Annotated in this window: 20 protein-coding genes; 3 read left to right on the top strand and 17 right to left on the bottom strand. The window is 69.2% G+C overall.

The window, feature by feature from the left end; all coding sequences use genetic code 11:
* Positions 1–173: 173 nt before the first annotated feature.
* From J5X86_RS09010 to J5X86_RS08950, 13 genes are all read right to left on the bottom strand, one after another.
* Positions 174–950 carry a TIGR03936 family radical SAM-associated protein gene (locus J5X86_RS09010; RefSeq protein ID WP_208516235.1) on the bottom strand — a complete coding sequence of 259 codons (777 nt, stop codon included), beginning with the start codon at positions 948–950 and terminating at the stop codon, positions 174–176.
* A gap of 149 nt (positions 951–1099) precedes the next feature.
* Positions 1100–3022: a TIGR03960 family B12-binding radical SAM protein gene (locus J5X86_RS09005; protein WP_208516234.1), complete on the bottom strand. Its 1923-nt coding sequence runs from the start codon at positions 3020–3022 to the stop codon at positions 1100–1102.
* A gap of 72 nt (positions 3023–3094) precedes the next feature.
* On the bottom strand, positions 3095–4732 hold the full coding sequence (locus tag J5X86_RS09000; protein WP_208516233.1) for a CYTH and CHAD domain-containing protein: 1638 nt from the start codon (positions 4730–4732) through the stop codon (positions 3095–3097).
* 35 nt (positions 4733–4767) lie between these two features.
* A complete protein-coding gene (gene rodA, locus J5X86_RS08995; RefSeq protein WP_243980026.1) occupies positions 4768–5901 on the bottom strand; it encodes a rod shape-determining protein RodA in 1134 nt (377 codons plus the stop codon).
* Positions 5902–6058: 157 nt separating this feature from the next.
* Positions 6059–8203 (bottom strand): penicillin-binding protein 2, encoded by a 2145-nt coding sequence (gene mrdA, locus J5X86_RS08990; protein ID WP_208516231.1) that lies wholly within the window; start codon positions 8201–8203, stop codon positions 6059–6061.
* Between the two features lie 75 nt (positions 8204–8278).
* On the bottom strand, positions 8279–8989 hold the full coding sequence (gene mreD / locus J5X86_RS08985) for a rod shape-determining protein MreD (RefSeq protein ID WP_043241082.1): 711 nt from the start codon (positions 8987–8989) through the stop codon (positions 8279–8281).
* A gap of 6 nt (positions 8990–8995) precedes the next feature.
* Positions 8996–9940, bottom strand: coding sequence for a rod shape-determining protein MreC (gene mreC, locus J5X86_RS08980; protein ID WP_208516230.1), 945 nt, complete (start codon positions 9938–9940; stop codon positions 8996–8998).
* A gap of 148 nt (positions 9941–10088) precedes the next feature.
* Complete coding sequence (locus tag J5X86_RS08975) at positions 10089–11108, bottom strand: rod shape-determining protein (RefSeq protein ID WP_014060693.1); 1020 nt, start codon at positions 11106–11108, stop codon at positions 10089–10091.
* 321 nt (positions 11109–11429) lie between these two features.
* Entirely contained in the window at positions 11430–11843 is a 414-nt protein-coding gene (gene ndk / locus J5X86_RS08970; protein ID WP_078641414.1) for a nucleoside-diphosphate kinase, read from the bottom strand.
* Between the two features lie 75 nt (positions 11844–11918).
* Positions 11919–12272, bottom strand: a complete 354-nt coding sequence (locus J5X86_RS08965) for a DUF4233 domain-containing protein (RefSeq protein ID WP_137965755.1) — start codon at positions 12270–12272, stop codon at positions 11919–11921.
* A gap of 1 nt (position 12273) precedes the next feature.
* Positions 12274–13779 carry a folylpolyglutamate synthase/dihydrofolate synthase family protein gene (locus tag J5X86_RS08960; RefSeq protein WP_078641416.1) on the bottom strand — a complete coding sequence of 502 codons (1506 nt, stop codon included), beginning with the start codon at positions 13777–13779 and terminating at the stop codon, positions 12274–12276.
* A 54-nt stretch (positions 13780–13833) separates the two neighbouring features.
* A complete protein-coding gene (locus J5X86_RS08955; protein ID WP_208516229.1) occupies positions 13834–15294 on the bottom strand; it encodes a penicillin-binding protein 2 in 1461 nt (486 codons plus the stop codon).
* Positions 15295–15518: 224 nt separating this feature from the next.
* Positions 15519–18152 carry a valine--tRNA ligase gene (locus tag J5X86_RS08950; RefSeq protein ID WP_208516228.1) on the bottom strand — a complete coding sequence of 878 codons (2634 nt, stop codon included), beginning with the start codon at positions 18150–18152 and terminating at the stop codon, positions 15519–15521.
* Positions 18153–18269: 117 nt separating this feature from the next.
* On the opposite strand from J5X86_RS08950, the gene J5X86_RS08945 reads away from it, so the two are divergent.
* From J5X86_RS08945 to J5X86_RS08935, 3 genes are read left to right on the top strand one after another with little or no spacing between them, the layout of a single operon-like run.
* Positions 18270–19223 carry a hypothetical protein gene (locus J5X86_RS08945; RefSeq protein WP_208516227.1) on the top strand — a complete coding sequence of 318 codons (954 nt, stop codon included), beginning with the start codon at positions 18270–18272 and terminating at the stop codon, positions 19221–19223.
* Between the two features lie 53 nt (positions 19224–19276).
* On the top strand, positions 19277–20272 hold the full coding sequence (locus J5X86_RS08940; protein ID WP_208516226.1) for a hypothetical protein: 996 nt from the start codon (positions 19277–19279) through the stop codon (positions 20270–20272).
* Positions 20273–20330: 58 nt separating this feature from the next.
* Entirely contained in the window at positions 20331–21176 is an 846-nt protein-coding gene (locus J5X86_RS08935; protein WP_208516225.1) for a hypothetical protein, read from the top strand.
* 105 nt (positions 21177–21281) lie between these two features.
* On the opposite strand, the gene clpX is transcribed toward J5X86_RS08935, so the two are convergent.
* The 4 genes from clpX to tig form a co-directional block, all read right to left on the bottom strand.
* On the bottom strand, positions 21282–22568 hold the full coding sequence (gene clpX, locus J5X86_RS08930; RefSeq protein ID WP_059145704.1) for an ATP-dependent Clp protease ATP-binding subunit ClpX: 1287 nt from the start codon (positions 22566–22568) through the stop codon (positions 21282–21284).
* A gap of 182 nt (positions 22569–22750) precedes the next feature.
* Positions 22751–23407: an ATP-dependent Clp protease proteolytic subunit gene (locus J5X86_RS08925; RefSeq protein WP_037945933.1), complete on the bottom strand. Its 657-nt coding sequence runs from the start codon at positions 23405–23407 to the stop codon at positions 22751–22753.
* Positions 23408–23468: 61 nt separating this feature from the next.
* Positions 23469–24083, bottom strand: a complete 615-nt coding sequence (locus J5X86_RS08920; RefSeq protein ID WP_308124479.1) for an ATP-dependent Clp protease proteolytic subunit — start codon at positions 24081–24083, stop codon at positions 23469–23471.
* Positions 24084–24362: 279 nt separating this feature from the next.
* A complete protein-coding gene (gene tig, locus J5X86_RS08915; RefSeq protein WP_208516224.1) occupies positions 24363–25799 on the bottom strand; it encodes a trigger factor in 1437 nt (478 codons plus the stop codon).
* Positions 25800–25878: the final 79 nt, after the last annotated feature.

Genomic DNA, 25878 nt, shown 5'->3' with positions numbered 1-25878 from the left:
GGCCACCCGCGCACTGTGCGCGTGTGCCGCCGCCCGGGGCGCGGTCGCCGCACGGGAGCTGTCGTCTCGCTCACCGGGACCGAATGTGTCGGGACCGGCGAAAGTCTCCTGGTCAGTGCGCCAGCCGGACCCGGGTGGCTCCCAAGTGCATCGGCGGCGCATCGACGGCGGCCCTACGCGGAACCTCCCGGCGCCATCGCGGCGGTCAGCTCGGCGGCCGTGGTTGGGGCGGCCTGAACTGCCTCGCGATCGGGCGCGAGCGGGTCGGTCACCGTGCCGGACTCCTCATCGAGCAGCCCCTGCGCCAGCCTGGTCACCGCTGCGGGGACCGGCGGCGCCAGGTCGGCCGTAGCGCGGAGACCGGACAGGACGTCGTCGGGTCGCACGGCAGGTGTCAGATGCCGTACCACCAGCCGCAGTATCGCACAGCCAGCGTCTCCGGGCCTATCGGCCCGAGGCGGAAGCACCTCCAGCCGGGCCACCGCCGCACGGGCGTCGAAGGTTCGCAACCCGTTTTTCGTCCGGCGCTCCACCTCGACCATGTCGGCCCCGAGGAAGGCGGCGGCGGCGCGCTCGGCATCCGCCTGGGCGACCTGGTCGAGCCGGATCTCCCATACGGATGCCTGCAGCCGGTCGGCGAGCCCCGAGGTGCGGGCCTCCACGGACTCGATCACATCGAGCCCCGCGGGCAGCGACTCGTTGAGCAGCGCCCGGAGCTTCTCGGGGTCGCGCGCCTCGGTCAGCTGGATCTCCAGGTACTCCGCCTCGCTGCCGGTGCCGGTGGGTGCGGCATTGGCGTAGGACACCTTCGGATGCGGGGTGAAGCCCGCCGAGTAGGCCATCGGCACCTCGGCGCGGCGCAGCGCCCGCTCGAAGGCGCGCTGGAAGTCGCGGTGGCTGGTGAACCGGAGGCGGCCGCGCTTGGTGTAACGCAAACGGATGCGCTGCACCGCGGGAGCGGGCGGCGGGCCTTCGGGCTGTCGCTTGCCCAGGGGATTGTCTCCTTGTACTTCTATGCGGTCGAGCACCAGGGCCGCAGAGCCCCGGTCTCTTCCAGCCTACTTTGTGGGCACCCCGGTGACGGAGGGCCGCCGGACGGCTACTTCACCGACAGCGGCAACAGCTTCCGGCCGGTGGGGCCGATCTGGATCTCGGTCTGCATCTGCGGGCAGACGCCGCAGTCGAAGCAGGGGGTCCAGCGGCAGTCCTCGACCTCGGTCTCGTCGAGCGAGTCCTGCCAGTCCTCCCACAGCCAGTCCTTGTCGAGGCCCGAGTCGAGGTGGTCCCAGGGCAGGACCTCCTCGTAGGTGCGCTCGCGCGTGGTGTACCAGTCGAGGTCGAGGCCGAACTGGGGCAGGGCCCGCTCGGCGCACTCCATCCACCGGTCGTACGAGAAGTGCTCACGCCAGCCGTCGAAGCGGCCGCCGTCCTCGTAGACGGCGCGGATGACCGCGCCCACCCGGCGGTCGCCGCGCGAGAGCAGACCCTCGACGATGCCGGGCTTGCCGTCGTGGTACCGGAAGCCGATCGAGCGGCCGTACTTCTTGTCGCCGCGGATCTTTTCGCGCAGCTTCTCCAGCCGGGCGTCGGTCTCCTCGGCGCTCAGCTGCGGGGCCCACTGGAAGGGGGTGTGCGGCTTGGGGACGAAACCGCCGATCGAGACGGTGCAGCGGATGTCGTTCTTGCCGGACACCTCGCGGCCCTTGGCGATGACCTTGGTCGCCATATCGGCGATCTGCAGCACATCGTCGTCGGTCTCGGTGGGCAGACCGCACATGAAGTACAGCTTCACCTGCCGCCAGCCGTTGCCGTACGCGGTGGCCACCGTACGGATGAGGTCCTCTTCGGAGACCATCTTGTTGATGACCTTACGGATGCGCTCACTGCCGCCCTCGGGGGCGAAGGTGAGGCCCGAGCGGCGCCCGTTGCGGGTCAGCTCGTTGGCGAGGTCGATGTTGAAGGCGTCCACCCGGGTCGACGGGAGGGACAGGCCGATCTTGTCCGCCTCGTACCGGTCGGCGAGGCCCTTGGCCACGTCGCCGATCTCGGTGTGGTCGGCGGAGGAGAGCGACAGCAGGCCGACCTCCTCGAAACCGGTGGCCTTCAGCCCCTTGTCGACCATCTCGCCGATCCCGGTGATCGACCGCTCGCGCACCGGGCGGGTGATCATGCCCGCCTGGCAGAAGCGGCAGCCACGGGTGCAGCCGCGGAAGATCTCCACCGACATCCGCTCATGGACGGTCTCGGCCAGCGGCACCAGCGGCTGCTTCGGGTAGGGCCACTCGTCGAGGTCCATGACGGTGTGCTTGGACACCCGCCACGGCACGCCCGAGCGGTTCGGCACGACGCGCGCGATCCGGCCGTCGGCCAGGTACTCCACGTCGTAGAACTTCGGGACGTAGATGCTGCCGGTACGCGCGAGACGGAAGAGCAGCTCATCGCGGCCGCCCGGGCGGCCCTCGGCCTTCCAGGCGCGGAGGATCGCGGTCATGTCGAGCACGGCCTGCTCACCGTCGCCGATCACCGCGCAGTCGATGAAGTCGGCGATCGGCTCCGGGTTGAACGCGGCGTGGCCGCCCGCGACCACGACGGGGTGGTCCTCGGTGCGGTCCGCGGCGTCCAGGGGGACGCCCGCGAGGTCGAGCGCGGTGAGGAGGTTGGTGTACCCCAACTCGGTGGAGAAGGAGACGCCGAGGAAGTCGAACGCGGACACCGGGCGGTGCGAATCCACGGTGAACTGCGGCACCTTGTGCTCGCGCATCAGCTCCTCGAGGTCCGGCCACACGCTGTAGGTGCGCTCGGCGAGCACGCCCTCGCGCTCGTTGAGGACCTCATAAAGGATCATGACGCCCTGGTTGGGGAGACCGACCTCGTAGGCGTCCGGGTACATGAGCGACCAGCGGACGTCGCAGGAGTCCCAGTCCTTGACGGTGGAATTGAGCTCACCGCCTACGTACTGGATGGGCTTCTGCACATGCGGCAGCAGGGCCTCGAGCTGTGGGAAGACCGACTCGACAGACATCGCGGACTTTCGTGAAGCTGACAGGGATGACCCTCTAGCGTACCTGCCGCGCCGGACTCCCTCGCCACGGATCTACGCCTCCAGCGCCGCCCGGTGCTTCTTACGGGAGACATCGGCCCACAGGCCGGGCAGCTCACGCTCGCGGGCGGCGGCCCGCGCCTCCTCCCTGCCGTACAGCAGGCCGAAGGTGAAGTCACTCTCCCCCGCGCCGTGGGCCTGGGTGGCCAGCGCCCGCAGCGCCTCGCGCACGACGACGCTGTCCTGGTGGTCGCCGAGCACGTCCTGTACGGCCTGCATACGGCGGGCGAACTTCTTGGCGGGCTTGCCGAGCGCGGGCCGGGCCGTCTCCGCGGCGTAGCGGACGCGCTTGGCGGCCTTACGGGCCTGATGGACGGCCACGTCGCGGTCCGGCCCCGGGGGCGTCTCCAGGGCGGTGGCCATACGGGTGGCGAGCCGCTCGTAGTCGCGCAGCACGGCCCCCACGACCACCGGCGCGGCCGGCTTCGCGGCGGCGGGGCGCAGCGGCGGATCGGCCACCAGGGCGTCGAGGGTGTCCAGGAGCGCGAGATAGCGCTCGCTGTCCAGCGCGCCCAGGACGGCCGAGCGGGCGCCGTCGCGGCGCCCCTGCGACCAGTGGTCCAGCCGGTTCCCCACCGGGCCGAGCCGGAGGTCGTCCGGCAGCTCGGCGAGACGGCCTTCGAGCCGCTCGGTGAGCACCTCACGGTCGCGTTCCACACCGAGCTCACCGGCCAGCCACTTCAGCTCGTCGCCGATCGGATCGGTCACCGTACGGTCCAGGACCTTGCGGTAGGAGCGGAAGGCGCTGCGCAGCCGGCGGGTGGCGACCCGCATCCGGTGCACCGCGTCCGGCAGGTCCCTGCGCACGGCGGGGTCCAGCCGCACCATGGCGTCGATCTGACGGCGTACGTAATCCAGGACGACGTCGTCGGCGCCGAGCGGCTGCCGGACCGCCGACGCGGCCTGCTCGACCTGGCGGGCGCTCTTCGCGGGCTTCCCGGGCTTGGCGGACCGGCCGGGCCCGTCTCCGCCGGTCTCGACCGCGACCGCGACCTTCTCCGTCTCGGCCAGGGCCTTGGCGAGCTTGGAGGGGGTGTCGGCGCGGTGCAGACCGCCGTCACGCAGCCGCCCCTCGACCGCGTCGAGCAGCCGCTGATCGTGGCCCCGGCCCTCGGCGAGCTCGACCTCGACCTCGGTCCACCGCACCGGCTCGCTCTCCTCGGGCGCCAGCCGCCGGGCCGTGACGCGGTCGACGGACACCTCGGCGAGCACGATGCCGTCGGCGTCCACCAGATCCTTACGGTCCCGCTCGGTGTGCAGATGGGCGAGCGGGCGCAGCGGATCGTGGCGGACCCGCGAGCGCAGCAGCGCGACCATCTCTGCGGGCACCTCGACGCCGAGCGGCGCCTGCAGCTCCTCGCGGGTGTCCGGGCCGACGGGCAGCTTCAGATGCCAGCCCTCGTCGGCGCCGCCGGTGCGGTGGCGGAAGGTGATGCCGTCGGCGAGCAGCCTTCGTCCGGGGGTGTCGTAATAGGTGGCCTCGAGGGTCGCGACACCTCGGCTCACCACGGTCGCGACCGGCCCCGCCCCGGTCAGTTCGGGAAGACCCGGCAGGTCGGGCCGCCCGGACGGACCGGCTTCTTCGGCGGTGGCCTCGTACTTGCGCTCTATCTCCTGCTTCGTGTCCACCATGTGATGTCACGTACCCGAACTCGGGCCAATCAGCCCTAAGCGGAGACGGGCCGCTGCACTCGGATGGACTGCAGCAGCCCGATCGCGATCCATACGGCGAACATCGAGGTTCCGCCGTAGGAGACGAACGGCAGCGGCAGACCGGCCACCGGCATGATGCCCAGCGTCATCCCGATGTTCTCGAACGACTGGAAGGCGAACCAGGCGATGATCCCGGCCGCGACGACGGTCCCGTACAGCTCCGTGGTGTCGCGTGCGATCCGGCAGGCGCGCCACAGCACGACCCCCAGCAGCACGATGATCAGGCCCGCGCCGAGAAAGCCGAGCTCCTCCCCCGCGACCGTGAAGACGAAGTCGGTCTGCTGCTCGGGGACGAACTGACCGGTGGTCTGGGTGCCGTGGAAGAGCCCCTTACCGGTGAGACCGCCCGAGCCGATCGCGATCCGCGCCTGGTTGGTGTTGTAGCCGACCCCGGCCGGGTCGAGCGCGGGGTTGGCGAAGGCGGCGAAGCGGTCGATCTGGTACTGGTCGAGGACGTGCAGCTGCCAGATGAGCAGCGCGCCGAGCACGGCCGTGAGGATCAGCCCGGCGATCCAGCGGTTGGACGCGCCGGAGGCGAGCAGCACGGCGAGCACGATCACCGCCATGACCATCACCGAGCCGAGGTCCGGCATCAGCAGCACGATCGCGATGGGCAGTGCGGCCAGGCCGAGCGACTGGACGACGGTCCGGTGGTCGGGGTTGAGCCGGTCACCCGCGTCCACGCGCGCGGCCAGCAGCATCGCCATGCCCAGGATGATCGTGATCTTGGCGAATTCGCCCGGCTGCAGGGAGAATCCGCCGCCGACCACGATCCACGCGTGCGCCCCGTTGATCGTCGAGCCCAGCGGGGTGAGCACGGCGAGGACGAGGACGACGGACAGGCCGTAGAGGACCGGGACCGCGCCGCGCAGGGTGCGATGGCCCAGCCAGACGGTGCCGATGGCGAGCACCAGCCCGATGCCGGTGTTCAGGGCGTGCCGGACCAGGAAGTAGTACGGGTCGCCCCCGTTCAGCTCGGTGCGGTTGCGGGTGGCGGAGTAGACGAGCGCCCCGCCGATCGCGGACAGGGCCAGCGCGGTGAGCAGCAGCACCCAGTCGAGGCGGCGCACGACGGAGTCGCGCGCCATGAGCTTGCTCCAGGTGCCGCGCTCCGGGGTGAAGCGGCGGACGGAGTATCCGTGCGTGGACGCGCTCACCTCTGCCTCCCGTTCGCTTCTCCGCCCGCGCGGCGCAGAGGTGCGGCTTTCGTCGTTGTCTGCGGCCCGGCGGACGCGCGCGCGTCGCTCACGAATCCCCTCCCCGCCGCCGCTCACGGGAAGCCGCCTCGAACTGCTTGCCCAGGGGCTGGGGCTCGATGGAGCCGTCCGAGGAGATCTTCGGCAGGTTGGCCTGCGGCTGGGGCAGCAGCGCCTTCTTCTTGTCGATGCCGCCCTTGGCGTCGACCCCGTACAGCGCGTTGTAGATCTTGCGCACCGCCGGACCGGAGGCCCCGGAGCCGGTACCGCCCTGGGAGATCGTCATGACGATCGAGTAGTCCTTGGTGTACGTCGCGAACCACGAGGTGGTCTGCTTGCCGTAGACCTCCGCGGTACCGGTCTTGGCGTGCATCGGGATCTTGTTCTGCGGCCAGCCCTGGAACCGCCAGGCGGCGGTGCCCCGGGTGGCGACGCCCGCGAGCGCGCTGTCGATCTTGTCGCGGGTCTGGCCCTTCATCGGCAGCTTGCCGTGCGACTCCGGCTTGATCTCCTGGACGTCCTTGCCGTCGGGGCTGACGATCGCCTTGCCGACGGTCGGGTTGTAGAGCGTTCCGCCGTTGCTGATGGCCGAGTAGATGGTGGCCATCTGGATCGGGGTGACGAGGGTGTCGCCCTGGCCGATGGAGTAGTTCACGGAGTCACCGGCGCGCATCTTCATGCCCTCGAGGCAGTTCTCGTAGGCGATCCGCTGGCCGTAACTCCCGTCCTTCTTGCCGGTCTTGCACCAGACGTCCTTGTTGGCCTTCCAGTAGTCCTTCTTCCACTGGCGGTCCGGGACCCGGCCGGTGACCTCGTTGGGGAGGTCGATGCCGGTCTCCTTACCGAGGCCGAACTGGTGGGCCGTCCGGTAGAACCAGTCCCCCGGCTTCTTCTTGGGCTTGTTGCCGCCGTCCTTCTTCCACTGCTCGTAGGCGAGGTGGTAGAAGACGGTGTCGCAGGAGACCTCCAGTGCCCGGCCGAGGCTGATCCCGCCGTAGTTCTCGGACTCGAAGTTCTTGAAGACCTGGCTGCCGATGTTGAACGAGCTGGTGCAGGGATACGGCCCGTTGAAGGAGTAGCCGGCGTTGATCGCGGCGGTCGTCGGGACGACCTTGAAGATCGAGCCGGGGGCCGCCTGTCCCTGGATCGCCCGGTTGAGCAGCGGGTAGTTGGACTTCTTGCCGGTGAGCTGCTTGTAGTCCTTGCCGGAGATGCCGCCGACCCAGGCGTTGGGGTCGTACGACGGGTTGGACGCCATGGCCACCACCCGGCCGGTCTTGGCCTCCATGACCACGACCGCGCCCGAGTCCGCCTTGTAGTTGGTGCCGGTGTTCCGGTCGTGCTGCTTGCGGGCGTCCCGCATCGCCTGCTCCAGCTCCTTCTCCGCGACCGATTGGACACGCGAGTCGATGCTGGTGACGACGTTGTCGCCGGGACGCGCCTTCTGACTCTCCCGCTGACCGATGACACGGCCGAGGTTGTCGACCTCGTAACGGGTCACCCCGGCCTTGCCGCGCAGCTCGCTGTCGTACTGGCGCTCGAGGCCGTTGCTGCCGACCTGGTCCGAGCGGAGCAGGGGCGACTTGGTGTGCTCGGCCTCCTTCACCTGCTCATCGGTGACCGGGGAGAGATAGCCGAGCACCTGGGCGGCGTTGGAACCGGCGGGAGCGGCATAGCGGCGCACAGCGGTGGGCTCGGCGCTGATGCCGGGGAAGTCCTCTTCGCGCTCGCGGATCTGCAGCGCCTGCTTGGCGCTGGCCTCGTCCGTGATCGGGATGGGCTGGTACGGGGAACCGTTCCAGCAGGGCTGCGGGGTCTTGGCGTCGCACAGCCGGACCTTGTCCATGACGTCCTTGGCCTTCATGCCCAGGACATCGGCCAGACGGGTGAGGGCGGCCTTGCCGTCGTCCGGCATCTTCATCAGCTCGGTGCGGCTGGCGGAGACGACCAGACGGGTCTCGTTGTCGGCGAGCGGCACACCGCGGGCGTCCAGTATGGAGCCGCGCACGGCGGGGTGGACGACCTGCTGGACGTGGTTGTTGGCGGCTTCGGCGGTGTACTCGTCGCCGTTGCGGATCTGCAGGTACCACAGGCGCCCGCCGAGGGTCAGCAGCAGCGAGAAGACCAGGATCTGGAGGCCGACGAGCCGGATGGTGACCCGGGGGGTCCGTCCGGTCTCGGGGATATTACTCATGGCATCCCCTGAGGGCGGTGGTGGGCGACGAGAGGACGGCAGAGAGGAGGGCGGCGGGCGACGGGAGGGCCGTGCTCACAGGCGCTTGACCCCCTTGATGCGTGCCGTCCTGTTCTTCCCGGTGCGGGCCAGCAGCCCGCCGCGCTGGCTGCCGATCCGGGCCGCCCGGCCCGGACGCTTGAGCCGGCTCATCCGGCCGACCCGGCCGGTGCTGACGCCGCCCGCCGTGCTGATCCAGCGGGACGGGCTCTCACCGCCGCCGCCCGCGCTGTCGGCCATCGGATCGTTCTCACTCCGTCTGGCCAGCCCCATGATCAGCGGCACCGTGAAGGGTGCCAGCAGCAGGTCGTAGAGGGCCGCGGTGAACAGCAGCTTGCCCAGGCCCACCTGACGGGCCGCGTCGTCGCCGACGAGGATGCCGACCCCGGCATACAGCAGCGTGGCGCCGATGGCCGCCGCCACGACCACCAGCATCGGCCCGGTGGCCGACCTGAGCTGGCCGGACTCCGGCTTGGCGAGCCCCGCCAGATAGCCGATGACGCACAGCACCAGGGCATAGCGGCCGGCGGCGTGGTCGGCGGGCGGGGCGAGGTCGGCGAGCAGGCCCGCGGCGAAGCCGATGAGCGCACCGCCGGTGTGGCCGTAGACGAGCGCGAGACCGAGCACGACGAGGAGCAGCAGGTCAGGGACGGCGCCGGGCAGTTGGAGCCGGGCCAGCACACAGATCTGGACGACGAGGGCGAAGACCACCAGGCAGGTCGACAGGACGATCCGGTTGAGGTGCAGCATCGGTCAGCTCCTGTTGGCGGCCGGGCTCGTGGCGGTGGCGGAGGGGTTGGCCGTGACGGTGACCGTGGGCGTCGGCTTGGGCTTCGCGGGCTTGGGCGGCAGCACGGTGTCACGCGGGTTGCCGCGCGGCGGCTGGACGACGACCCCGACGATGTCCAGCTTGCTGAACCGCACGTACGGGCGCACTTGAAGCGTGCGGGTGAGATCCCCTCCGGTGGGGTCGACGCGCACGACCTTGCCGACCGGGACTCCGGGGACGAAGGGCTTGTCCGCCTGGGAGCCGAAGGTGACCATCCGGTCGCCCGGCTTGATCCGGGCCTTGCCGTTGAGGAGCTGCACATGGAGCGAGCGGTCGCCGCGCCCGGTGGCGAAGCCGAGCTCGCCCGACCCCTCCATACGGGTGCCGACGGTGAAGTCCGGGTCGGTGGCGAGCAGCACGGTCGCCGTCGAGGAGCCGACGGTGGTGACCCGGCCGACCAGCCCGTCGCCGTTGATGACGGTCATGTCGCGGCGGATGCCGTCGTTGCTGCCGATGTCGAGGGTGACGGTCCAGGAGAAGCCCTGGGCGGCGCCGATGCCGATGACCTGGGCGCCCTTGATGCCGTATTGGCCGGCGCCCGCGGTCTTGAGCAGCTTGTCGAGCTCGGCCGAGCGGGCGCGGTTGCGGGAGTCGTTGCCGAGCTTTTGCTTGAGCTTGGTGTTCTCTTCCTCCAGGCGGCGGACCCGGTCGTGCCGGTCACCGGATTCCCGTACGGCCGCGACGGCGTTGCCGACCGGGTCGACGGCGGACGCGACGCCGTCCTCCACAGGCCCGAAGACGGAAGCGGCGGCCTGACGGGCGCCGTCGAGGGGTGAGTCCTCGCCGCCGCGGATATCCACCGTGATCAGCGCGAACGCGATGGCGACCAGCAGCACCAGGAGCAGCCGGCTCTCTCGTGTGTCCCTCACGTGCGGCGACGTGCCTTCCTCGTCGAAGTCGGACCGGTGCCGGTGCCGGTGATGTGGTGACCGGCCGGTCCTGGGGAGCCTTATGCCTGTATATCAGCGTTCCGCCGCACGGGCAGCCAACCACCCGCACGGCCGGTTCGCCGGATTGTCATCTGCGGGGCTGGGCGTCCAGCACCTGCTGGAGCGCCTCGAACTCCTCCACGCACTTGCCGGACCCGAGCGCGACGGAGTCCAGCGGGTCCTCGGCGATGTGGATCGGCATCCCGGTCTCCTGGCGCAGCCGCTCATCCAGGCCGCGCAGCAGCGCACCGCCGCCGGTGAGCACGATGCCGCGGTCCATCACGTCGCCGGAGAGCTCCGGGGGGCACTTGTCGAGGGTGGTCTTGACCGCGTCGACGATCGAATTGACCGGCTCCTCCATGGCCTTGCGGACCTCGGCGGCGGAGATCACGACGGTCTTGGGGAGGCCGCTGACGAGGTCACGGCCGCGGATCTCGGTGTGTTCCTCTTCGTCGCTCTCGGCCGCGGAGCCGATGGTGATCTTGATGTTCTCGGCGGTCCGCTCGCCGAGCAGCAGGCTGTACTCCTTCTTGATGTGCTGGATGATCGCGTTGTCCAGCTCATCGCCCGCCACCCGGATGGACTGCGCGGTGACGATGCCGCCCAGCGAGATGACGGCGACCTCGGTGGTGCCGCCGCCAATGTCCACGACCATGTTGCCGGTGGCCTCGTGGACGGGAAGGCCGGAACCGATGGCCGCTGCCATGGGCTCCTCGATGATGTGCACCTGACGGGCGCCCGCCTGGGTGGACGCCTCGATGACGGCACGGCGCTCGACTCCGGTGATACCGGAAGGCACACAGACGACCACTCGGGGCCGGGCGAGATAGCGGCGCTTATGAATTTTCAGGATGAAGTACCGCAACATCCGCTCGGTGATCTCGAAGTCGGCGATAACGCCGTCCTTGAGCGGACGCACAGCGACGATGTTGCCAGGGGTGCGGCCGATCATCTTCTTCGCCTCGGCGCCCACGGCGAGAATTCCGCCAGTGTTGGTGTTGATGGCGACGACGGATGGCTCGTTGAGGACGATCCCGCGGCCCCTGACGTACACCAGCGTGTTGGCGGTCCCGAGGTCGACAGCCATGTCACGGCCGATGAACGACATGTTGTTCCCCATGAGGATACGTCAGGCCTTCCCTGCTGGAGCGATTGCTTGCTAGAGGTCGGCAGGATGGGTGTGCGCTGCGAGGCGCGGAGGCTTCATCGTAGTCACGCCCGCTCGAACACGCTGCGGGGGTCCTCCGCCATTGTCAGCAGAACACGACCCCGCCTCCTCTAATGGTGACGTCGTGTCGCGGAGATGCGTTCCCCCGATCGGCTCGCATATGCCGAAGGGCGGCCGGGCAATTCGGCCGCCCCCAGGTCAGCAGGGGTGTGTCAAGCTGATGATCAAACTGATGGCCGATCAGTACCGATCGGATCGGGATCAGGCGAGCCCGGGAAAGAAAATCTTGATTTCCCGTTCGGCGGACTCCTCGGAGTCCGAGGCATGGATCAGATTTTCCCGAACGATGGTGCCGAAATCGCCACGGATGGACCCGGGCGCCGCGGCGATCGGGTCGGTCGGCCCGGCCAGCGCCCGGACTCCCTCGATGACCCGCTCGCCCTCGACGACCAGCGCCACGGCCGGAGCGGAGGCCATGAACTCCATCAGGGGCTCGTAGAAGGGCTTGCCGACATGCTCGGCGTAGTGCTGCTCCAGGACCTCACGGTCCAGCTGACGCAGCTCGAGGGCGCTGATCGTCCAGCCCGCCTTCTTCTCGATCCGCCCCAGAATCTCGCCCACCAGACCGCGTCGGACGGCGTCGGGCTTGAGAAGGACGAGCGTGCGCTGGCTCACGGTGCGGGCTCCTTTGGGAAATGGCGTGCGGGTGGCGCTGTGAGGCAGAGGCTACATGGGTGAACGAGGGCCACGTCACGCAGTGTCAGGTGAGGCGGCCGAGGCCGCGGCGAACCGCGCCTTCGCCTCGTCGACCTTACGGCCGAAGTGGACAGAGGCCCACCACAGCGCGGCGAAGACCACCCCGAGGACGAACATGGTGGTCACCACGAAACCGCTCAGCACCAGGCCGATCTGCAGGGCCCAGCCGATCTGCACCGCGCCCGGACGGCTCAGCATCCCGCACAGCAGCACACACAGCGCCATGGCGATCCCGCTGACCGTCCAGACGGTGCCCATCGACAGCCCGGACGTCTTCATCGCGACCAGCCCGGCGAAGCCGATCACAAAGAACTCACCGATGAGGGTGGAAGCGCACAGCGTCCGCATATCAGCCCCTTCCCAGAAGCAGCCGGGCCTCGCCGACCGTGATCACCGACCCGGTCACCAGAACACCCGCTCCGGCGTATTCGCCCTCTTCCTCCGCCAGGGTGATGGCTTCCTCCAGGGCGTCGTCCAGCCGCGGCTCGACCTGGACCCGGTCGGAGCCGAAGACCTCGACGGCGATCGCGGCCAGCTCGTCCGGGTCCATCGCGCGATGGCTGGAATTGCGGGTCACCACGACCTCGGCGAAGATCGGCTCGAAGGCTTCCAGCAGACCGCGGACATCCTTGTCGGCGCTCGCCCCGACCACGCCGACCAGCCGGCTGAAGTCGAAGGACTCGGTGACCGCCTCGGCCGCCGCACGGGCGCCCGCGGGGTTGTGCGCGGCGTCCAGCACCACGGTGGGGCTGCGGCGCACGACCTCCATCCGGCCCGGCGAGGTCACGGAGGCGAAGGCGGAGCGGATCGTGTCGATGTCGAGCGTGCGGGCATGCTGGGAGCCGACGCCGAAGAACGCCTCGACGGCGGCCAGCGCCATCGCCGCGTTGTGTGCCTGGTGGGCGCCGTGCAGCGGAAGGAAGACATCGGGGTACTCCCCGCCGAGGCCGCGCAGGGTCAGCAGCTGACCGCCGACCGCCACCTCCCGGGAGAGGACACCGAACTCCATGCCCTCACGGGCGACCGTGGCGTCCACCTCGACGGCGCGCTTGAGCACCACGGAGGCGGCCTCCACCGGCTGCTGCGCGAGCACCACGGTGGCGTCCTGCTTCACTATGCCGGCCTTCTCCGTGGCGATCTGCTCCGGAGTGGTGCCGAGCCGGTCGGTGTGGTCCAGCGAGATCGGCATGATCACCGCGACGCCCGCGTCGACCACATTGGTGGCGTCCCAGGAGCCGCCCATGCCGACCTCGACCACCGCGATGTCCACGGGCGCGTCCGCGAAGGCCGCGTACGCCATCCCGGTGAGCACCTCGAAGAAGGACAGCCGGTGCTCCTGCTGGGCGTCGACCATCTCGATGTACGGCTGGATGTCCTGGTACGTCTCGATGAACCGCTCGGCGGAGATCGGCGCCCCGTCCAGGCTGATCCGCTCGGTGATCGACTGGACATGAGGGCTGGTGTAGCGGCCGGTGCGCAGCTCGAAGGCGCCCAGCAGCGACTCGACCATACGGGCGGTGCTGGTCTTGCCGTTCGTACCGGTGATGTGGATCGAGGGATAGGACCGCTGCGGCGAGCCGAGGATGTCCATCAGCGACTCGATGCGCACCAGCGACGGGTCCAGCTTGGTCTCCGGCCAGCGCTTGGCCAGCTCGCCCTCCACCTCACGCAGGGCGCGGTCCACCTCCGGGTCGGCCGGGCGGGACGGAATGCCGTCCCCCTGCGGTGGCCCGGACTGCGCACGCAGCGTCCGGCTACCGGCCTCGATCACCGCCAGATCGGGGTCACGGTCGGTCTCGGCTTCGACGATCTCTTCGAACTCGTCGGACTCGTTCTGGGGGCGCTCCTCGCTCACGCCGACCAGTCTACGAGGCAGGGGTGACAAGCCGGGCCAGCGCCATCCCCGGGGTCACGACCCGGTATCAGCGAGAGCTGCTTTCATCATGGACTTAGCGATCGGCCCCGCCAGGCCGCCGCCGGAGATGTCGGCGCGGGCCGCGTCGCTGTCCTCGACCACCACCGCGACCGCGACCTTGTGGCCGCCGCCGGCGTCCGCGTAGCTGATGAACCACGCGTAGGGATTGGCGCTGTTGTTCTCACCGTGCTGGGCGGTGCCGGTCTTGCCGCCCACCGTCACCCCGGGGATCTTCGCGTTGGTCCCGGTGCCCTGATCCACGACCGTCCGCATCGCGGACTGCAGCTCGGACGCGGTGTGCTTGGACATCGCCTCGCCGTAGGTCTTGGCCTGGTTACGGTCCAGGGCGGAGGCAGTGCCGTCCGTGGTGCGGTCGACCTCGTACGGGGTCATCAGCTTGCCGTCGTTCGCGATGGCCGAGGAGACCATCGCCATCTGCAGCGGAGTCGCCGTCACATCGAACTGGCCCATTCCGCTCAGAGCCGTCTGCGAGTCGTTCATGCCGCTCGGGTAGAGGCTCTTCGCGGCGCGCACCGGGATGTCCAGCTTGGAGTCGTCGAAGCCCAGCTTCTCGGCCTGCGCCGACACCTTGGACTGGCCCAGGTCCACGGCCATCTTCGCGAACACCGTGTTGCACGAGTACTCCAGGGCGGTGCGTATCGTCGCGTTCTTACAGGGCGCCGACCTGTTCTCGTTGTGCATATCGGTGACCGTGCCCGGCAGCCGGTACGGATCCGGGCTCTTGGTCGGCTCGTCCACCGACGAGTACAGCCCGTTCTCCAGCGCCGCGGCGGCGACCAGGACCTTGAAGGTCGAGCCCGGCGGGTACGTCTGGCGCAGCGCGCGGTTCAGCATCGGCTGCTTCTTGTCCTTCTGCAGCGCGAGCCACGCCTTCTGGTCCTTGGTGGAGGAGCCCGCGAAGCTGCCGGGGTCGTACGAGGGGGTGCTGGCCAGGCCCAGGACGGCGCCGGTCGTGGGGTCGAGCGCCACGGCCGCGCCGGTCTTGTTCCCCAGGCCCTCATAGGCGGCCTTCTGCACGGCCGGATTGATCGTGGTGATCACATCGCCGGACTTGGACCGCTCCCGCGTCACCGCCTCGAGCGGGTTCTTCAGCCGGCTGTCGGAGCCATCGAGGACCTGCCGGTCCAGGGCCTCGAGCTGAGTGCTGCCGTAGGACTGGGAGGCGTAGCCGGTGACCGGGGCCCAGAGCTTGCCGTCGGTGTAGGTGCGCTTGTACTTCAGGTCGCCGTCGGTGGAGGCCGAGCCGGTGATCGGCTTGCCGCCGGCCAGGATGTCGCCCAGCGGGCCGGCGTACTGGGAGATGGCCACACGGCTGTTGTGCGAGTTGTCCCGGAGACTGTCGCCTCTCGCCAACTGCACATAGGTGGCCCAGGCGAGCAGGGCCAGCACGAGCAGAAGCGAGAAAATGGAGGCCCTTCGCAGCGGCTTGTTCATGGAGGGTGGAGCTCCTTCCGGGACGTACTGCCGGAGAACTCCCGGAAGGCAGTGTTTGGTTCCCGGTGGGGCTTTGCTGTGCGGGGCCTGTGAGGCGTTTGTGAGGCTTCTCCGGGCGTCTGTGGCACATCGCACACACCAAAGCGCCCCCGCCGGAATCCGGCGGGGGCGCCTCGTGCGATCAGTGCCGACCGGCTTTCGGTCAGCCCTCGGCCAGCCCTTGGTCAGCCCTTGGGGAGGGCCGCCAACTGGGCCGTGATCCGCGCGATATCGGCCTCGGCGGTCGCCTGCCGGGTGCGGATCTTCTCCACCACATGGTCGGGGGCCTTGGCCAGAAAGCCCTCGTTGGACAGCTTCGCGGTCGTCTGCGCCTTGTCCTTCTCGGCCGCGGCGAGGTCCTTGGCCAGCCGCTTGCGCTCGGCCTCGACGTCGATCGCACCGGAGAGGTCCAGCGCCACGGTCGCGCCCGCGACCGGCAGCGAGGCGGTGGCCGTGAAGTCCTCACCGGCCGGCTGGAGGCGCAGCAGGGAGCGCATCGCGTCCTCGTGGGCGGCGAGCGAGGTGCCGGACAGCTCCAGCCGCGCCGGGACCCGCTGACCGGGCTGGAGGCCCTGGTCGGCGCGGAACCGGCGGACCTCGGTGACCACCTGCTGGAGGTTCTCGATCTCCCGCTCGGCAGCCTCGTCCCGGAAGCCGCTGTCGCCGGGCCACGCCGCGATGACGACGGACTCCTGGCCGGTCAGCGAGGTCCACAGCTTCTCGGTGACGAACGGGACCACCGGGTGCAGCAGCCGCAGCGTGACGTCCAGGACCTCGCCGAGGACGCGCCGCGCGGCGTCGGCCTCCGCGCCGCCCTTGGCGAAGGTGGTCTTGGACAGCTCGACGTACCAGTCGAAGACCTCGTCCCACGCGAAGTGGTAGAGGACGTCGGAGAGCTTGGCGAACTGGTAGTCCTCGTAGTACGCGTCGACCTCGGCGACGACCTCGTTCAGCCGGGACAGGATCCAGCGGTCGGTGGCGGACAGCCGCTCGGGGGCGGGGAGTTCGCCCTCGACCGTCGCGCCGTTCATCAGCGCGAAGCGGGTCGCGTTCCAGATCTTGTTGGCGAAGTTGCGGGACGCCTGGACCCAGTCCTCGCCGATCGGAACGTCGACCCCGGGGTTGGCGCCCCGGGCCAGGGTGAAGCGGACGGCATCCGATCCGTAGGTGTCCATCCAGTCCAGCGGATTGACCGCGTTGCCAAAGGACTTGGACATCTTCTTGCCGAACTGGTCACGCACCATGCCGTGCAGCGCGATGGTGTGGAACGGCGGGGTGCCGTCCATCGCGTACAGGCCGAACATCATCATCCGGGCGACCCAGAAGAAGAGGATGTCGTAGCCGGTGACCAGGACCGAGTTCGGATAGAACTTCTCCATGCTCTCGGTCTGCTCGGGCCAGCCGAGCGTGGAGAACGGCCACAGGCCGGACGAGAACCAGGTGTCCAGGACATCGCTGTCCTGGTGCCAGCCCTCGCCGCTCGGCGGCTCCTCGTTCGGTCCGACGCAGACGACCTCGCCGTTCGGCCCGTACCAGACCGGGATCCGGTGGCCCCACCAAAGCTGGCGCGAGATGCACCAGTCGTGGAGGTTGTCGACCCAGTCGAAGTAGCGCTTCGACATGTCCTCCGGGTGGATCTTCACCCGGCCGTCGCGGACCGCGTCGCCCGCGGCCTTGGCCAGCGGGCCGACCTTGACCCACCACTGCATGGACAGCCGCGGCTCGATGGTCGTCTTACAGCGCGAGCAGTGGCCCACGGAGTGGGTGTACGGGCGCTTCTCGGCGACGATCCGGCCCTCGGCGCGCAGGGCGCCGACGACGGCGCTGCGCGCCTCCAGCCGGTCCAGGCCCTGGAAGGGGCCGTGGGCGGTGATGACCGCGTGCTCGTCCATGACGGTCAGGTTCGGCAGGCCGTGCCGCTGGCCGATCTCGAAGTCGTTCGGGTCGTGGGCCGGGGTGACCTTGACCGCGCCGGTGCCGAACTCGGGGTCGACATGCTCGTCGGCGACGATCAGGATCCGGCGGCCGGTGAGCGGCAGTTCGATCTCGGTGCCGACCAGATGGCGGTAGCGCTCGTCGTCGGGGTGGACGGCGACCGCGGTGTCTCCCAGCATCGTCTCGGCGCGGGTGGTCGCCACGACGATGGAGCTGTCGCCCTCGCCGTACCGGATCGAGACGAGTTCGCCGTCATCGTCGTCGTACTCCACCTCGATGTCCGAGATGGCCGTAAGGCAGCGCGGGCACCAGTTGATGATGCGCTCGGCGCGGTAGATCAGCTCGTCCTCGTAGAGCCGCTTGAAGATCGTCTGGACGGCCTTGGAGAGCCCCTCGTCCATGGTGAAGCGCTCACGGTTCCAGGCGACGCCGTCGCCCAGGCGCCGCATCTGGCCGGAGATCTGCCCGCCGGACTCGCCCTTCCACTGCCAGACGCGCTCGACGAACGCCTCGCGGCCCAGGTCGTGGCGGGAGACGCCCTCCTTGGCCAGCTCGCGCTCGACCACGTTCTGCGTGGCGATACCGGCGTGGTCCATACCGGGCTGCCAGAGCGTCTCAAAGCCCTGCATTCGCTTGCGCCGGGTGAGCGCATCGATGATCGTGTGCTCGAAGGCATGGCCGAGGTGGAGCGAGCCGGTCACATTGGGGGGCGGGATGACGATGGTGTAGGGCTCTTTGTCGCTCTTCGCGTCCGCCTCGAAGTAACCGCGCTCTACCCAGCGCTCGTACAGCGGCCCCTCTACATCGGCCGGCGCGTACTGGGTCGGCAGTTCGGGGTGGCTGTTCGGCCCGCTCGTGGGGCGCTGCGAAGAGTTCTCGGTCACCTCCGCAGTCTAAAGGGCCGCGGCCTTCCGTTACGAACCCGTTGTGGCCCCGGGGCCAAGGCGCCCTGGGCCGTCGGGAAGGATGTTTGGAACTGTCATGCGCATAAGGAGAGGCACATGAGCCATCAGCAGCCGCCGCCGCAGCCCGGCCCCTATGGGGGCCAGCCAGGGGCGTACGGCGCCGGCCAGCCGCCGGTGCCCAATCCGTATGCGCAGACACCGGGCTACGGCCAGCCGCCGCAGGGTGGCTACGGTCAGCCGAGCCCTTACGGCGGGTCCGGCGGCTATGGACACCCTCAGCCCGCGAACCCTTACGGGCAGCCTCCCCAGCCGCCCCAGCCGAGCCCTGTGCCCCAGCAAGGCCCCGTGCCCCAGCAGGGCCCGGGCTACTACGGCGGGCCCCAGGCGCCGCCGCCCCAGGGACCGGCGGCCGGTGGCCGCGGTAAGGGCCGCAAGGTGGGTCTCGCGGTCGGCGCGGTGGTGATCGTGGGGGCGCTGGGGGCGGGGGCGTTCATGCTGTTCGGCGGCGGCAGCGGCGGCCCGTACAAGCTGACCACGCCCAAGACCGTGGCCGCGGACTACGACCGTCAGGGCTCGGGCACGGACGACAGCGATCTGTCGGCGGCGGGCAGGAAGGACCTCCAGCAGGTGCCGGTCGTCAAGGACCCGCATCTGGTGGCGGCCGACTACCAGACCTCCGGCAAGGAGATGCTGAAGTTCACCGGCGTCTGGGGCGAGGTGACCGACCCGGCGCGGGGCGCGGACCTCGCACTGGCGGTCATCGTCAAGACGCTGCAGGACAACGGCACCGCGCAGGCCAAGGGCAGCCCCCAGACGTTCTCCCCGGACGGCTTCGACGGGGACGTCCTGAAGTGCCAGTCCATGAAGTTCACCTCGGATCAGGGATCCATGGAGGCCCCCGCGTGCGTCTGGGGCGACAAGGACACCCTGGGCGTCACAGTCATGGCGGACCCGGCGGCCGCGGTTCTCGGCGGTGGTATGTCCCTTGAGGACGCCGCCGGCCTCACGGCCAAGGTGCGCAAGGACGCGCGCGTCGAGATCGACGGCTAGCCCGCGACCGGCGAACAGCAACACAACAGCGGTTTCACCAACGAGGGATACAGATGAGCTACAACCAGCCGGGCCCCTATGGCCAGCAGCCCCAACAGCCGGGTCCCTACGGACAGGGTGGTGCGGCCGGCCAGCCCGGCTACGGCTACCCGCAGCAGCCGGGTCCCTACGGACAGCCGCCGCAGCCGCCGCAGCAGGGCTACGGCTACCCCGGGCAGCCGCAAGGGCAGCCGGGCCCCTACGGACAGCCCCCGAACCCGTACGGCCAGCAGCAGCCGTACGGCCAGCCGGGCATGCCGGGCCCGTACCAGCCGGACCCGGGCCAGGGCGGCGGCAAGAAGAAGGGCCTGTGGCTCGCGATCGGCGCGGTGGTCGTGGTGGCCGCGATCGTCGGCGGCGTCCTGGTGATCCAGGGCGGGGACGACAACGGCGGCGGTGGCGGTGGCGGCGGTAAGGTCGCCGACGACGGCAAGCGGTACAAGCTCACCACCCCCGAGACGGTGGCCGGCGACTACACCAAGGAGTCCTCCGGCGCCGGCGGCGGGCTCACCTCCTCGGACGCGGACGACTTCGAGAAGTTCGGCGTCAGCAACCCCGAGCCCGTGAGCGCGGAGTACAAGTCCGGCGAGGGCATGAGCGTGAAGAAGCTCCAGCTCAACGGGGTCTGGGGCGAGGTGAAGGACCCGGAGGCGGTAGTCGACGGCGCCTTCGCGAAGATCGCTCAGGAGGCCGAGAAGGACTCCTCGACCAGCAGCGGGATGAAGGCCGAGCTCGTGGGCAGCCCGGAGTCGGTGACGCCCAGCGGCTTCGAGAACGCCGTGATGAAGTGCCAGAACACCAAGTTCACCCCGGGTGAGGGCTCCAGCTCCAGCGGCATACCCAGCAAGGGGTTCACGATCCCGATCTGCATGTGGGGGGACAACAGCACGGTGGGCTATGTGGTCGTCTCCGACGCGGCCGCGGCGCTGTCCGGCAACGGCATGTCGCTCGACGACGCCGCTGACATCACCGCGAAGGTCCGCAACGACGCGCGCGTGGAGATCAAGTAGCCGAGCGGGCTGCCCAGTTCACAGGCCACAGCCGATCCGGAGGGGGACCCCCACAGCCATGAGCCACAACCAGCCACCGCCACCGGGGCCCTACGGCGGCGGACCCAGCCCGTACGGGGGCGCTCAGCCCAATCCGTACAGCGGAGGGCAGCAGCAGCCCGCGGAGCCCAACCCGTACGCGCAGCCGCAGGGTTACGGCTATCCGCAAGCGCCGCCCCCGCAGGGCTACGGCTACCCGCAGCAGCAGGCGGGTCCCTACGGCCAGCCGCCCTACCCCGCGCCGCCCGCGGCCGGCGGGGGCGGCAACCGCACCAAGATCATCGCGGTGACGTTGGCCGGGCTCGTGGTGGTGGGTGCGATCGTCACCGGCGCCGTGGTGCTGTCCGGCGGCGACGACGGCCCGAAGTCGATGAAGCTGGTCACCCCCAAGACGCTCGACGACGGCACGTACACGCTGGACAAGGGCACGGACGACCTCGACAACGAGGGCACCAGCGTGCAGGGCAGCATGCCCGAGGGCGCGACGTCTGTCCTGGCCCAGTACAAGCGGTCGGACGACGACAACTCGGGGCTCGCCTTCTCCGGGATGTACGGCGAGATCAGGGACCCGGAGGCGGTCCGGGACGAGATGTTCAAGGGCTTCGCGGGCGGCGACGGCTCCCCCACGGTGGAGGAGAAGCGCAAGCGGTTCCAGCCGGAGGGCGCCGACGGCCCCTCGGTGGAGTGCGAGGTGGTCAAGCTCTACGACCGGATCTACGCCCCGGCCTGTGTCTGGGCGGAGGAGACGGACGCGGCGATGGTGCTCGACGTCAACGCGGAGAACACCTCGCCGTCGGACGCCGACATGGAGTCCTTCGCCAAGGTGACCGCGGGCATCTACCAGGACACCCGCAAGCCCGCCTGAACCGCCCGTAAGGCGCCCACAGGGCGCGTACGACACGAAGAGGGCCCCGGGATACCGGGGCCCTCTTCGCATGCTCTCTGCGGGGCGACTACGCGTGCGTGGCGCCTACGCGCTCTTCTCGTGCCGCTCACCCGGCTCGGTGCCCCGGGTGCGGGGCACCAGCGTGGGATTCACATTGGAGTGCACGACGTCCTCGGTGATGACGACGCGGGCCACGTCCTTGCGGGACGGCACCTCGTACATCGCCGACATCAGCACTTCCTCGATGATGGCGCGCAGGCCCCGGGCCCCGGTGCCGCGCAGGATCGCCTGGTCGGCGATGGCCTCCAGGGCCGGACGGTCGAAGTCCAGCTCCACACCGTCGAGTTCGAACAGCCGCTGGTACTGCTTCACCAGCGCGTTCCGCGGCTCGACGAGGATCTGCAGCAGTGCCTCGCGGTCGAGGTTGTGGACGGAGGTGATGACCGGGAGACGGCCGATGAATTCCGGGATCATTCCGAACTTCACCAGGTCCTCGGGCATGACCTCCTGGAACTGGTCGCTCGCCTCGATCTCGCGCTTGGAGCGGATCGTGGCGCCGAACCCGATGCCCTTGGCACCCGCCCGCGACTCGATGATCTTCTCCAGACCGGCGAAGGCCCCGCCCACGATGAACAGCACATTCGTGGTGTCGATCTGGATGAACTCCTGGTGCGGATGTTTCCGGCCGCCCTGCGGCGGCACCGACGCCGTGGTCCCTTCCAGGATCTTCAGCAGCGCCTGCTGAACGCCCTCGCCGGACACATCGCGGGTGATCGAGGGGTTCTCGCTCTTACGGGCCACCTTGTCGATCTCGTCGATGTAGATGATGCCCGTCTCGGCCTTCTTGACGTCGTAGTCAGCGGCCTGGATCAGCTTGAGGAGGATGTTCTCCACGTCCTCGCCGACATAGCCCGCCTCGGTGAGCGCGGTGGCGTCGGCGATGGCGAAGGGGACGTTGAGCATCCGGGCGAGGGTCTGCGCCAGCAGGGTCTTGCCGGAGCCGGTGGGGCCGAGCAGCAGAATGTTGGACTTGGCCAACTCGATGCCGTCGTCCCGGCTGTGGCCGCCGTTCTCGCCCGCCTGAACCCGCTTGTAGTGGTTGTAGACGGCGACCGAGAGGGCCTTCTTGGCGGCCTCCTGGCCGACCACGTAGCCCTCGAGGAATTCATAGATCTCGCGCGGCTTGGGGAGTTCCTCCCAGCGCACTTCGGAGGTCTCGGCGAGCTCCTCCTCGATGATCTCGTTGCAGAGATCGATGCATTCATCGCAGATGTACACACCCGGGCCCGCGATGAGCTTCTTCACCTGCTTCTGGCTCTTCCCGCAGAACGAGCACTTGAGCAGGTCGCCGCCGTCACCGATGCGTGCCACGAGGTGCTTCCCCTTCGCCTTGGATCCGCTTTGCTGCGCGGAACCGGGTGCTTGCGCTGCGCTTTCTGCTTCTTTTCCCGTGGGCCGGGGCCCCCAGCCCTCTACGACGGTACCTTGCCGGGCCCCCGGTTCGGGCCCCCCTTGGACCTACTCGGTCCAAGGGAGGTGTCGCCACCGAAGATTCAGCCGAGACCGACCGACGTCTTGCGGGTGGAAACGATCTGGTCGACAAGACCGTACGCCAGGGACTCCTCGGCCGTGAGGATCTTGTCCCGCTCGATATCGTCGCGGATCTTCTCGATGGGCGTGGTGGAGTGCTTGGCCAGCATCTCCTCGAGCTGCGAGCGCATCCGCAGGATCTCGTTGGCCGCGATCTCCAAGTCGGAGACCTGACCACGCCCGGTCTCACTGTACGGCTGGTGGATCAGGATGCGGGCATTGGGCAGGGCCATCCGCTTGCCCGGCGTACCGGCGGCGAGCAGCACGGCCGCGGCGGACGCCGCCTGGCCCATGCAGACCGTCTGGATGTCGGGCTTGACGAACTGCATCGTGTCGTAAATGGCGGTCAGCGCGGTGAACGAGCCGCCGGGAGAGTTGATGTAGACCGAAATGTCACGGTCCGGGTCCATCGACTCCAGGCACAGCAGCTGCGCCATGACGTCGTTGGCCGAGGCGTCGTCGATCTGGACGCCCAGGAAGATCACGCGCTCCTCGAAGAGCTTCGCGTACGGGTCGTACTCGCGGATGCCCTGGGAGGTGCGCTCGACGAAACGCGGAACGACATAGCGGGATTCGGCCATCGGGCCCGTGTACAGGCCGCTGCCGGGGAAGTTGCTCATCTGGGTCTTCACCATCCTGTGGCGATCTGGGGGCTGGAGGTCGGCTACGGGACGGCGGGACTCAGGCCCCGGTGCCGCCCCCGCCCGGAACGCTGGAGGCGGACGTCATGACGTCGTCGACCAGGCCGTACTCCTTGGCCTCCTGGGCGGAGAACCAGCGGTCGCGGTCGGAGTCACGGACGATCTGCTCAACCGTCTGGCCGGTGTGGAAGGAGGTCAGCTCGGCCATGCGCTTCTTGGTGTGCAGCAGCCGCTCGGCGTGAATCTTGATGTCCGAGGCGGAACCGGCCAGACCCGCGGAGGGCTGGTGGATCAGGATCTCGGCATTGGGCAGCGCGAAACGCTTGCCCGGGGTGCCCGCACTCAGCAGGAACTGCCCCATGGAGGCGGCCAGGCCCATGGCGATGGTGACCACGTCGTTCTGGATGTACTGCATGGTGTCGTAGATCGCCATGCCGGCCGAGATCGAGCCGCCCGGAGAGTTGATGTAGAGGTAAATGTCCTTTTCCGGATCGGCGGCGAGCAGGAGCAGCTGAGCCGTGATCTTGTTGGCGATGTCGTCGTCGACCTGCTGGCCGAGGAAGATGATCCGCTCGCCGAGCAGCCGGTTGTAGACCTGGTCGCCGAGGCCACCGACGGTCGGCTCGCCGGCGGCGGAAGGCATCGTATTCGTCACGTATCCACCTGCTCGTCTCTGACGGCTGACTGGCCGTCTCAGCGTCTTCTTCTGGGGTGCGGGGGTGTGGCCGCCGGTGCGGCCCCGGCGGGCTTGCGAGACTCCCCTGCCCTCGTATCTACGGACCCTAACGCGCTGGTCGGCGGGCGCCATCCCGCATCAGGAACTGTTCGCTCTGAGCGCATGTTCCGGAACCGGACCGGCATCGCGGAACACGAACGGGCCCGGACGCGCGCAGACGTTCGGGCCCGTTCGTACGGGCTGTGGAGCGGACCGGGATCAGCTCTCGGCCTTGTCCTGCTTCTCCTGGGACTCCGCGGGCTCCTCGGCGGTCGCGGCCTCGGCCTCGGCGGGCGCCTCGACGGCCTCGGAGGTGGCCTCGACCGTCTCGCCGGTCTCGTCCTCCTCGTCGTCCAGGTCGACGGTCTCGCCCTTGTCGTCGACGACCTTGGCGGCCTCGACCACGACGGCCAGCGCCTTGCCGCGGGCGACCTCGCCGACGAGCATCGGCACCTGGCCGCCCTCGACGACGGCCTGGGCGAACTGGTCCGGGCTCATGCCGGAGGACTGCGCACGGCGCATGAGGTGCTCGGTGAGCTCCTCCTGGCCGACGGACAGCTGCTCCTTGTTGACCAGCTCGTCGAGGACGAACTGGGTCCGGATGCCCTTCTCGGCCTGCTCCTTGAGCTCGGCGTCGAACTCCTCGGCGGTCTTGTCCTGCATCTGCAGGTACGACTCGAGGTTCAGGCCCATCTGGCCGAGCTGGTGGTGCTCGAGGTTGTGCTTACGGGTGTTGATCTCTTCCTCGAGGAGCTTCTCGGGGATCGGCACCTCGACCAGCTCCAGCAGGGCGTCCAGCACCTTCTCCTGGGCCTGGGTGGCCTGCTCGAACTTCTTCGACCGCTCCAGGCGCCTACGGCTGTCCGCGCGCAGCTCCTCGAGGGTGTCGAACTCGCTGGCCAGCTGGGCGAAGTCGTCGTCGAGCTCCGGCAGCTCACGAGCCTTGACCTCGGACACCTTGACCGAGACCTCGGCCTCCTTGCCCTGGGCGGAGCCGCCCTTGAGCTCGGAGGCGAAGGTGGCCTCACCACCCGCCTCCAGGCCGGTCACGGCCTCGTCGATGCCGTCCAGCAGCTCGCCCGAGCCAATGGTGTAGGTGACGCCGGTGGCGACACCGTCCTCCAGGACCTCGCCCTCGACCTTGGCTTCGAGGTCGATCACGACGATGTCGCCCTCGGCGGCGGCGCGCTCCACCGGGCTGGTGGTGGCGAACCGCTCGCGCAGCTGCTCGACGGACTTGTCGAGGTCCTCGTCCGAGACCTCGACGGCGTCGACGGTGACCTCGATACCGGAGTAGTCCGGGATCTCGATCGTCGGGCGGATGTCGACCTCGGCGGTGAAGGTCAGGAGCTCGTTGTCCTTGAGCTCGGTGATGTCCACCTCGGGCTGGCCGAGCGGGTTCAGCTCACCCTCGTTGACCGCGTCGGTGTAGAACTTCGGGAGCGCCTCGTTGACGGCCTCTTCCAGGACGGCGCCACGACCGAACCGCTGGTCGATGATGCGGGCCGGGATCTTGCCCTTACGGAACCCAGGCACCGTGACCTGCTGGTTGATCTTCTTGTACGCCGCGTCGAGGCTGGGCTTGAGCTCCTCGAAGGGCACCTCGACAGTGAGCCGAACCCGGGTCGGGTTCAGGTTCTCCACGGCGCTCTTCACGGTTGGGTCTCCTTGGGGGCTGACGTGTGATGTTCAGCTGCGGTGCGCTGTCGCGTCGCAGCGGATTCGCGTCCGGTTA

It is taken from the genome of Streptomyces sp. NEAU-YJ-81, from assembly GCF_017592595.1.
In the GTDB taxonomy this organism is placed as follows: domain Bacteria; phylum Actinomycetota; class Actinomycetes; order Streptomycetales; family Streptomycetaceae; genus Streptomyces; species Streptomyces hygroscopicus_B.
The sequence above is the reverse complement of the archived record's forward strand: the minus strand, read 5'-3'. Positions and strand labels throughout refer to the sequence as shown.

What these genes read in the sequence shown, in the direction of transcription:
- J5X86_RS09005 (WP_208516234.1), bottom strand. Translation starts at nt 3,022, where the DNA reads ATGTCTGTCGAGTCGGTCTTCCCACAGCTCGAGGCCCTGCTGCCGCAT.
- J5X86_RS09000 (WP_208516233.1), bottom strand. Translation starts at nt 4,732, where the DNA reads ATGGTGGACACGAAGCAGGAGATAGAGCGCAAGTACGAGGCCACCGCC.
- rodA (WP_243980026.1), bottom strand. Translation starts at nt 5,901, where the DNA reads ATGGCGCGCGACTCCGTCGTGCGCCGCCTCGACTGGGTGCTGCTGCTC.
- mrdA (WP_208516231.1), bottom strand. Translation starts at nt 8,203, where the DNA reads ATGAGTAATATCCCCGAGACCGGACGGACCCCCCGGGTCACCATCCGG.
- J5X86_RS08975 (WP_014060693.1), bottom strand. Translation starts at nt 11,108, where the DNA reads ATGTCGTTCATCGGCCGTGACATGGCTGTCGACCTCGGGACCGCCAAC.
- J5X86_RS08965 (WP_137965755.1), bottom strand. Translation starts at nt 12,272, where the DNA reads ATGCGGACGCTGTGCGCTTCCACCCTCATCGGTGAGTTCTTTGTGATC.
- J5X86_RS08955 (WP_208516229.1), bottom strand. Translation starts at nt 15,294, where the DNA reads ATGAACAAGCCGCTGCGAAGGGCCTCCATTTTCTCGCTTCTGCTCGTG.
- J5X86_RS08945 (WP_208516227.1), top strand. Translation starts at nt 18,270, where the DNA reads ATGAGCCATCAGCAGCCGCCGCCGCAGCCCGGCCCCTATGGGGGCCAG.
- J5X86_RS08940 (WP_208516226.1), top strand. Translation starts at nt 19,277, where the DNA reads ATGAGCTACAACCAGCCGGGCCCCTATGGCCAGCAGCCCCAACAGCCG.
- J5X86_RS08935 (WP_208516225.1), top strand. Translation starts at nt 20,331, where the DNA reads ATGAGCCACAACCAGCCACCGCCACCGGGGCCCTACGGCGGCGGACCC.
- J5X86_RS08925 (WP_037945933.1), bottom strand. Translation starts at nt 23,407, where the DNA reads ATGAGCAACTTCCCCGGCAGCGGCCTGTACACGGGCCCGATGGCCGAA.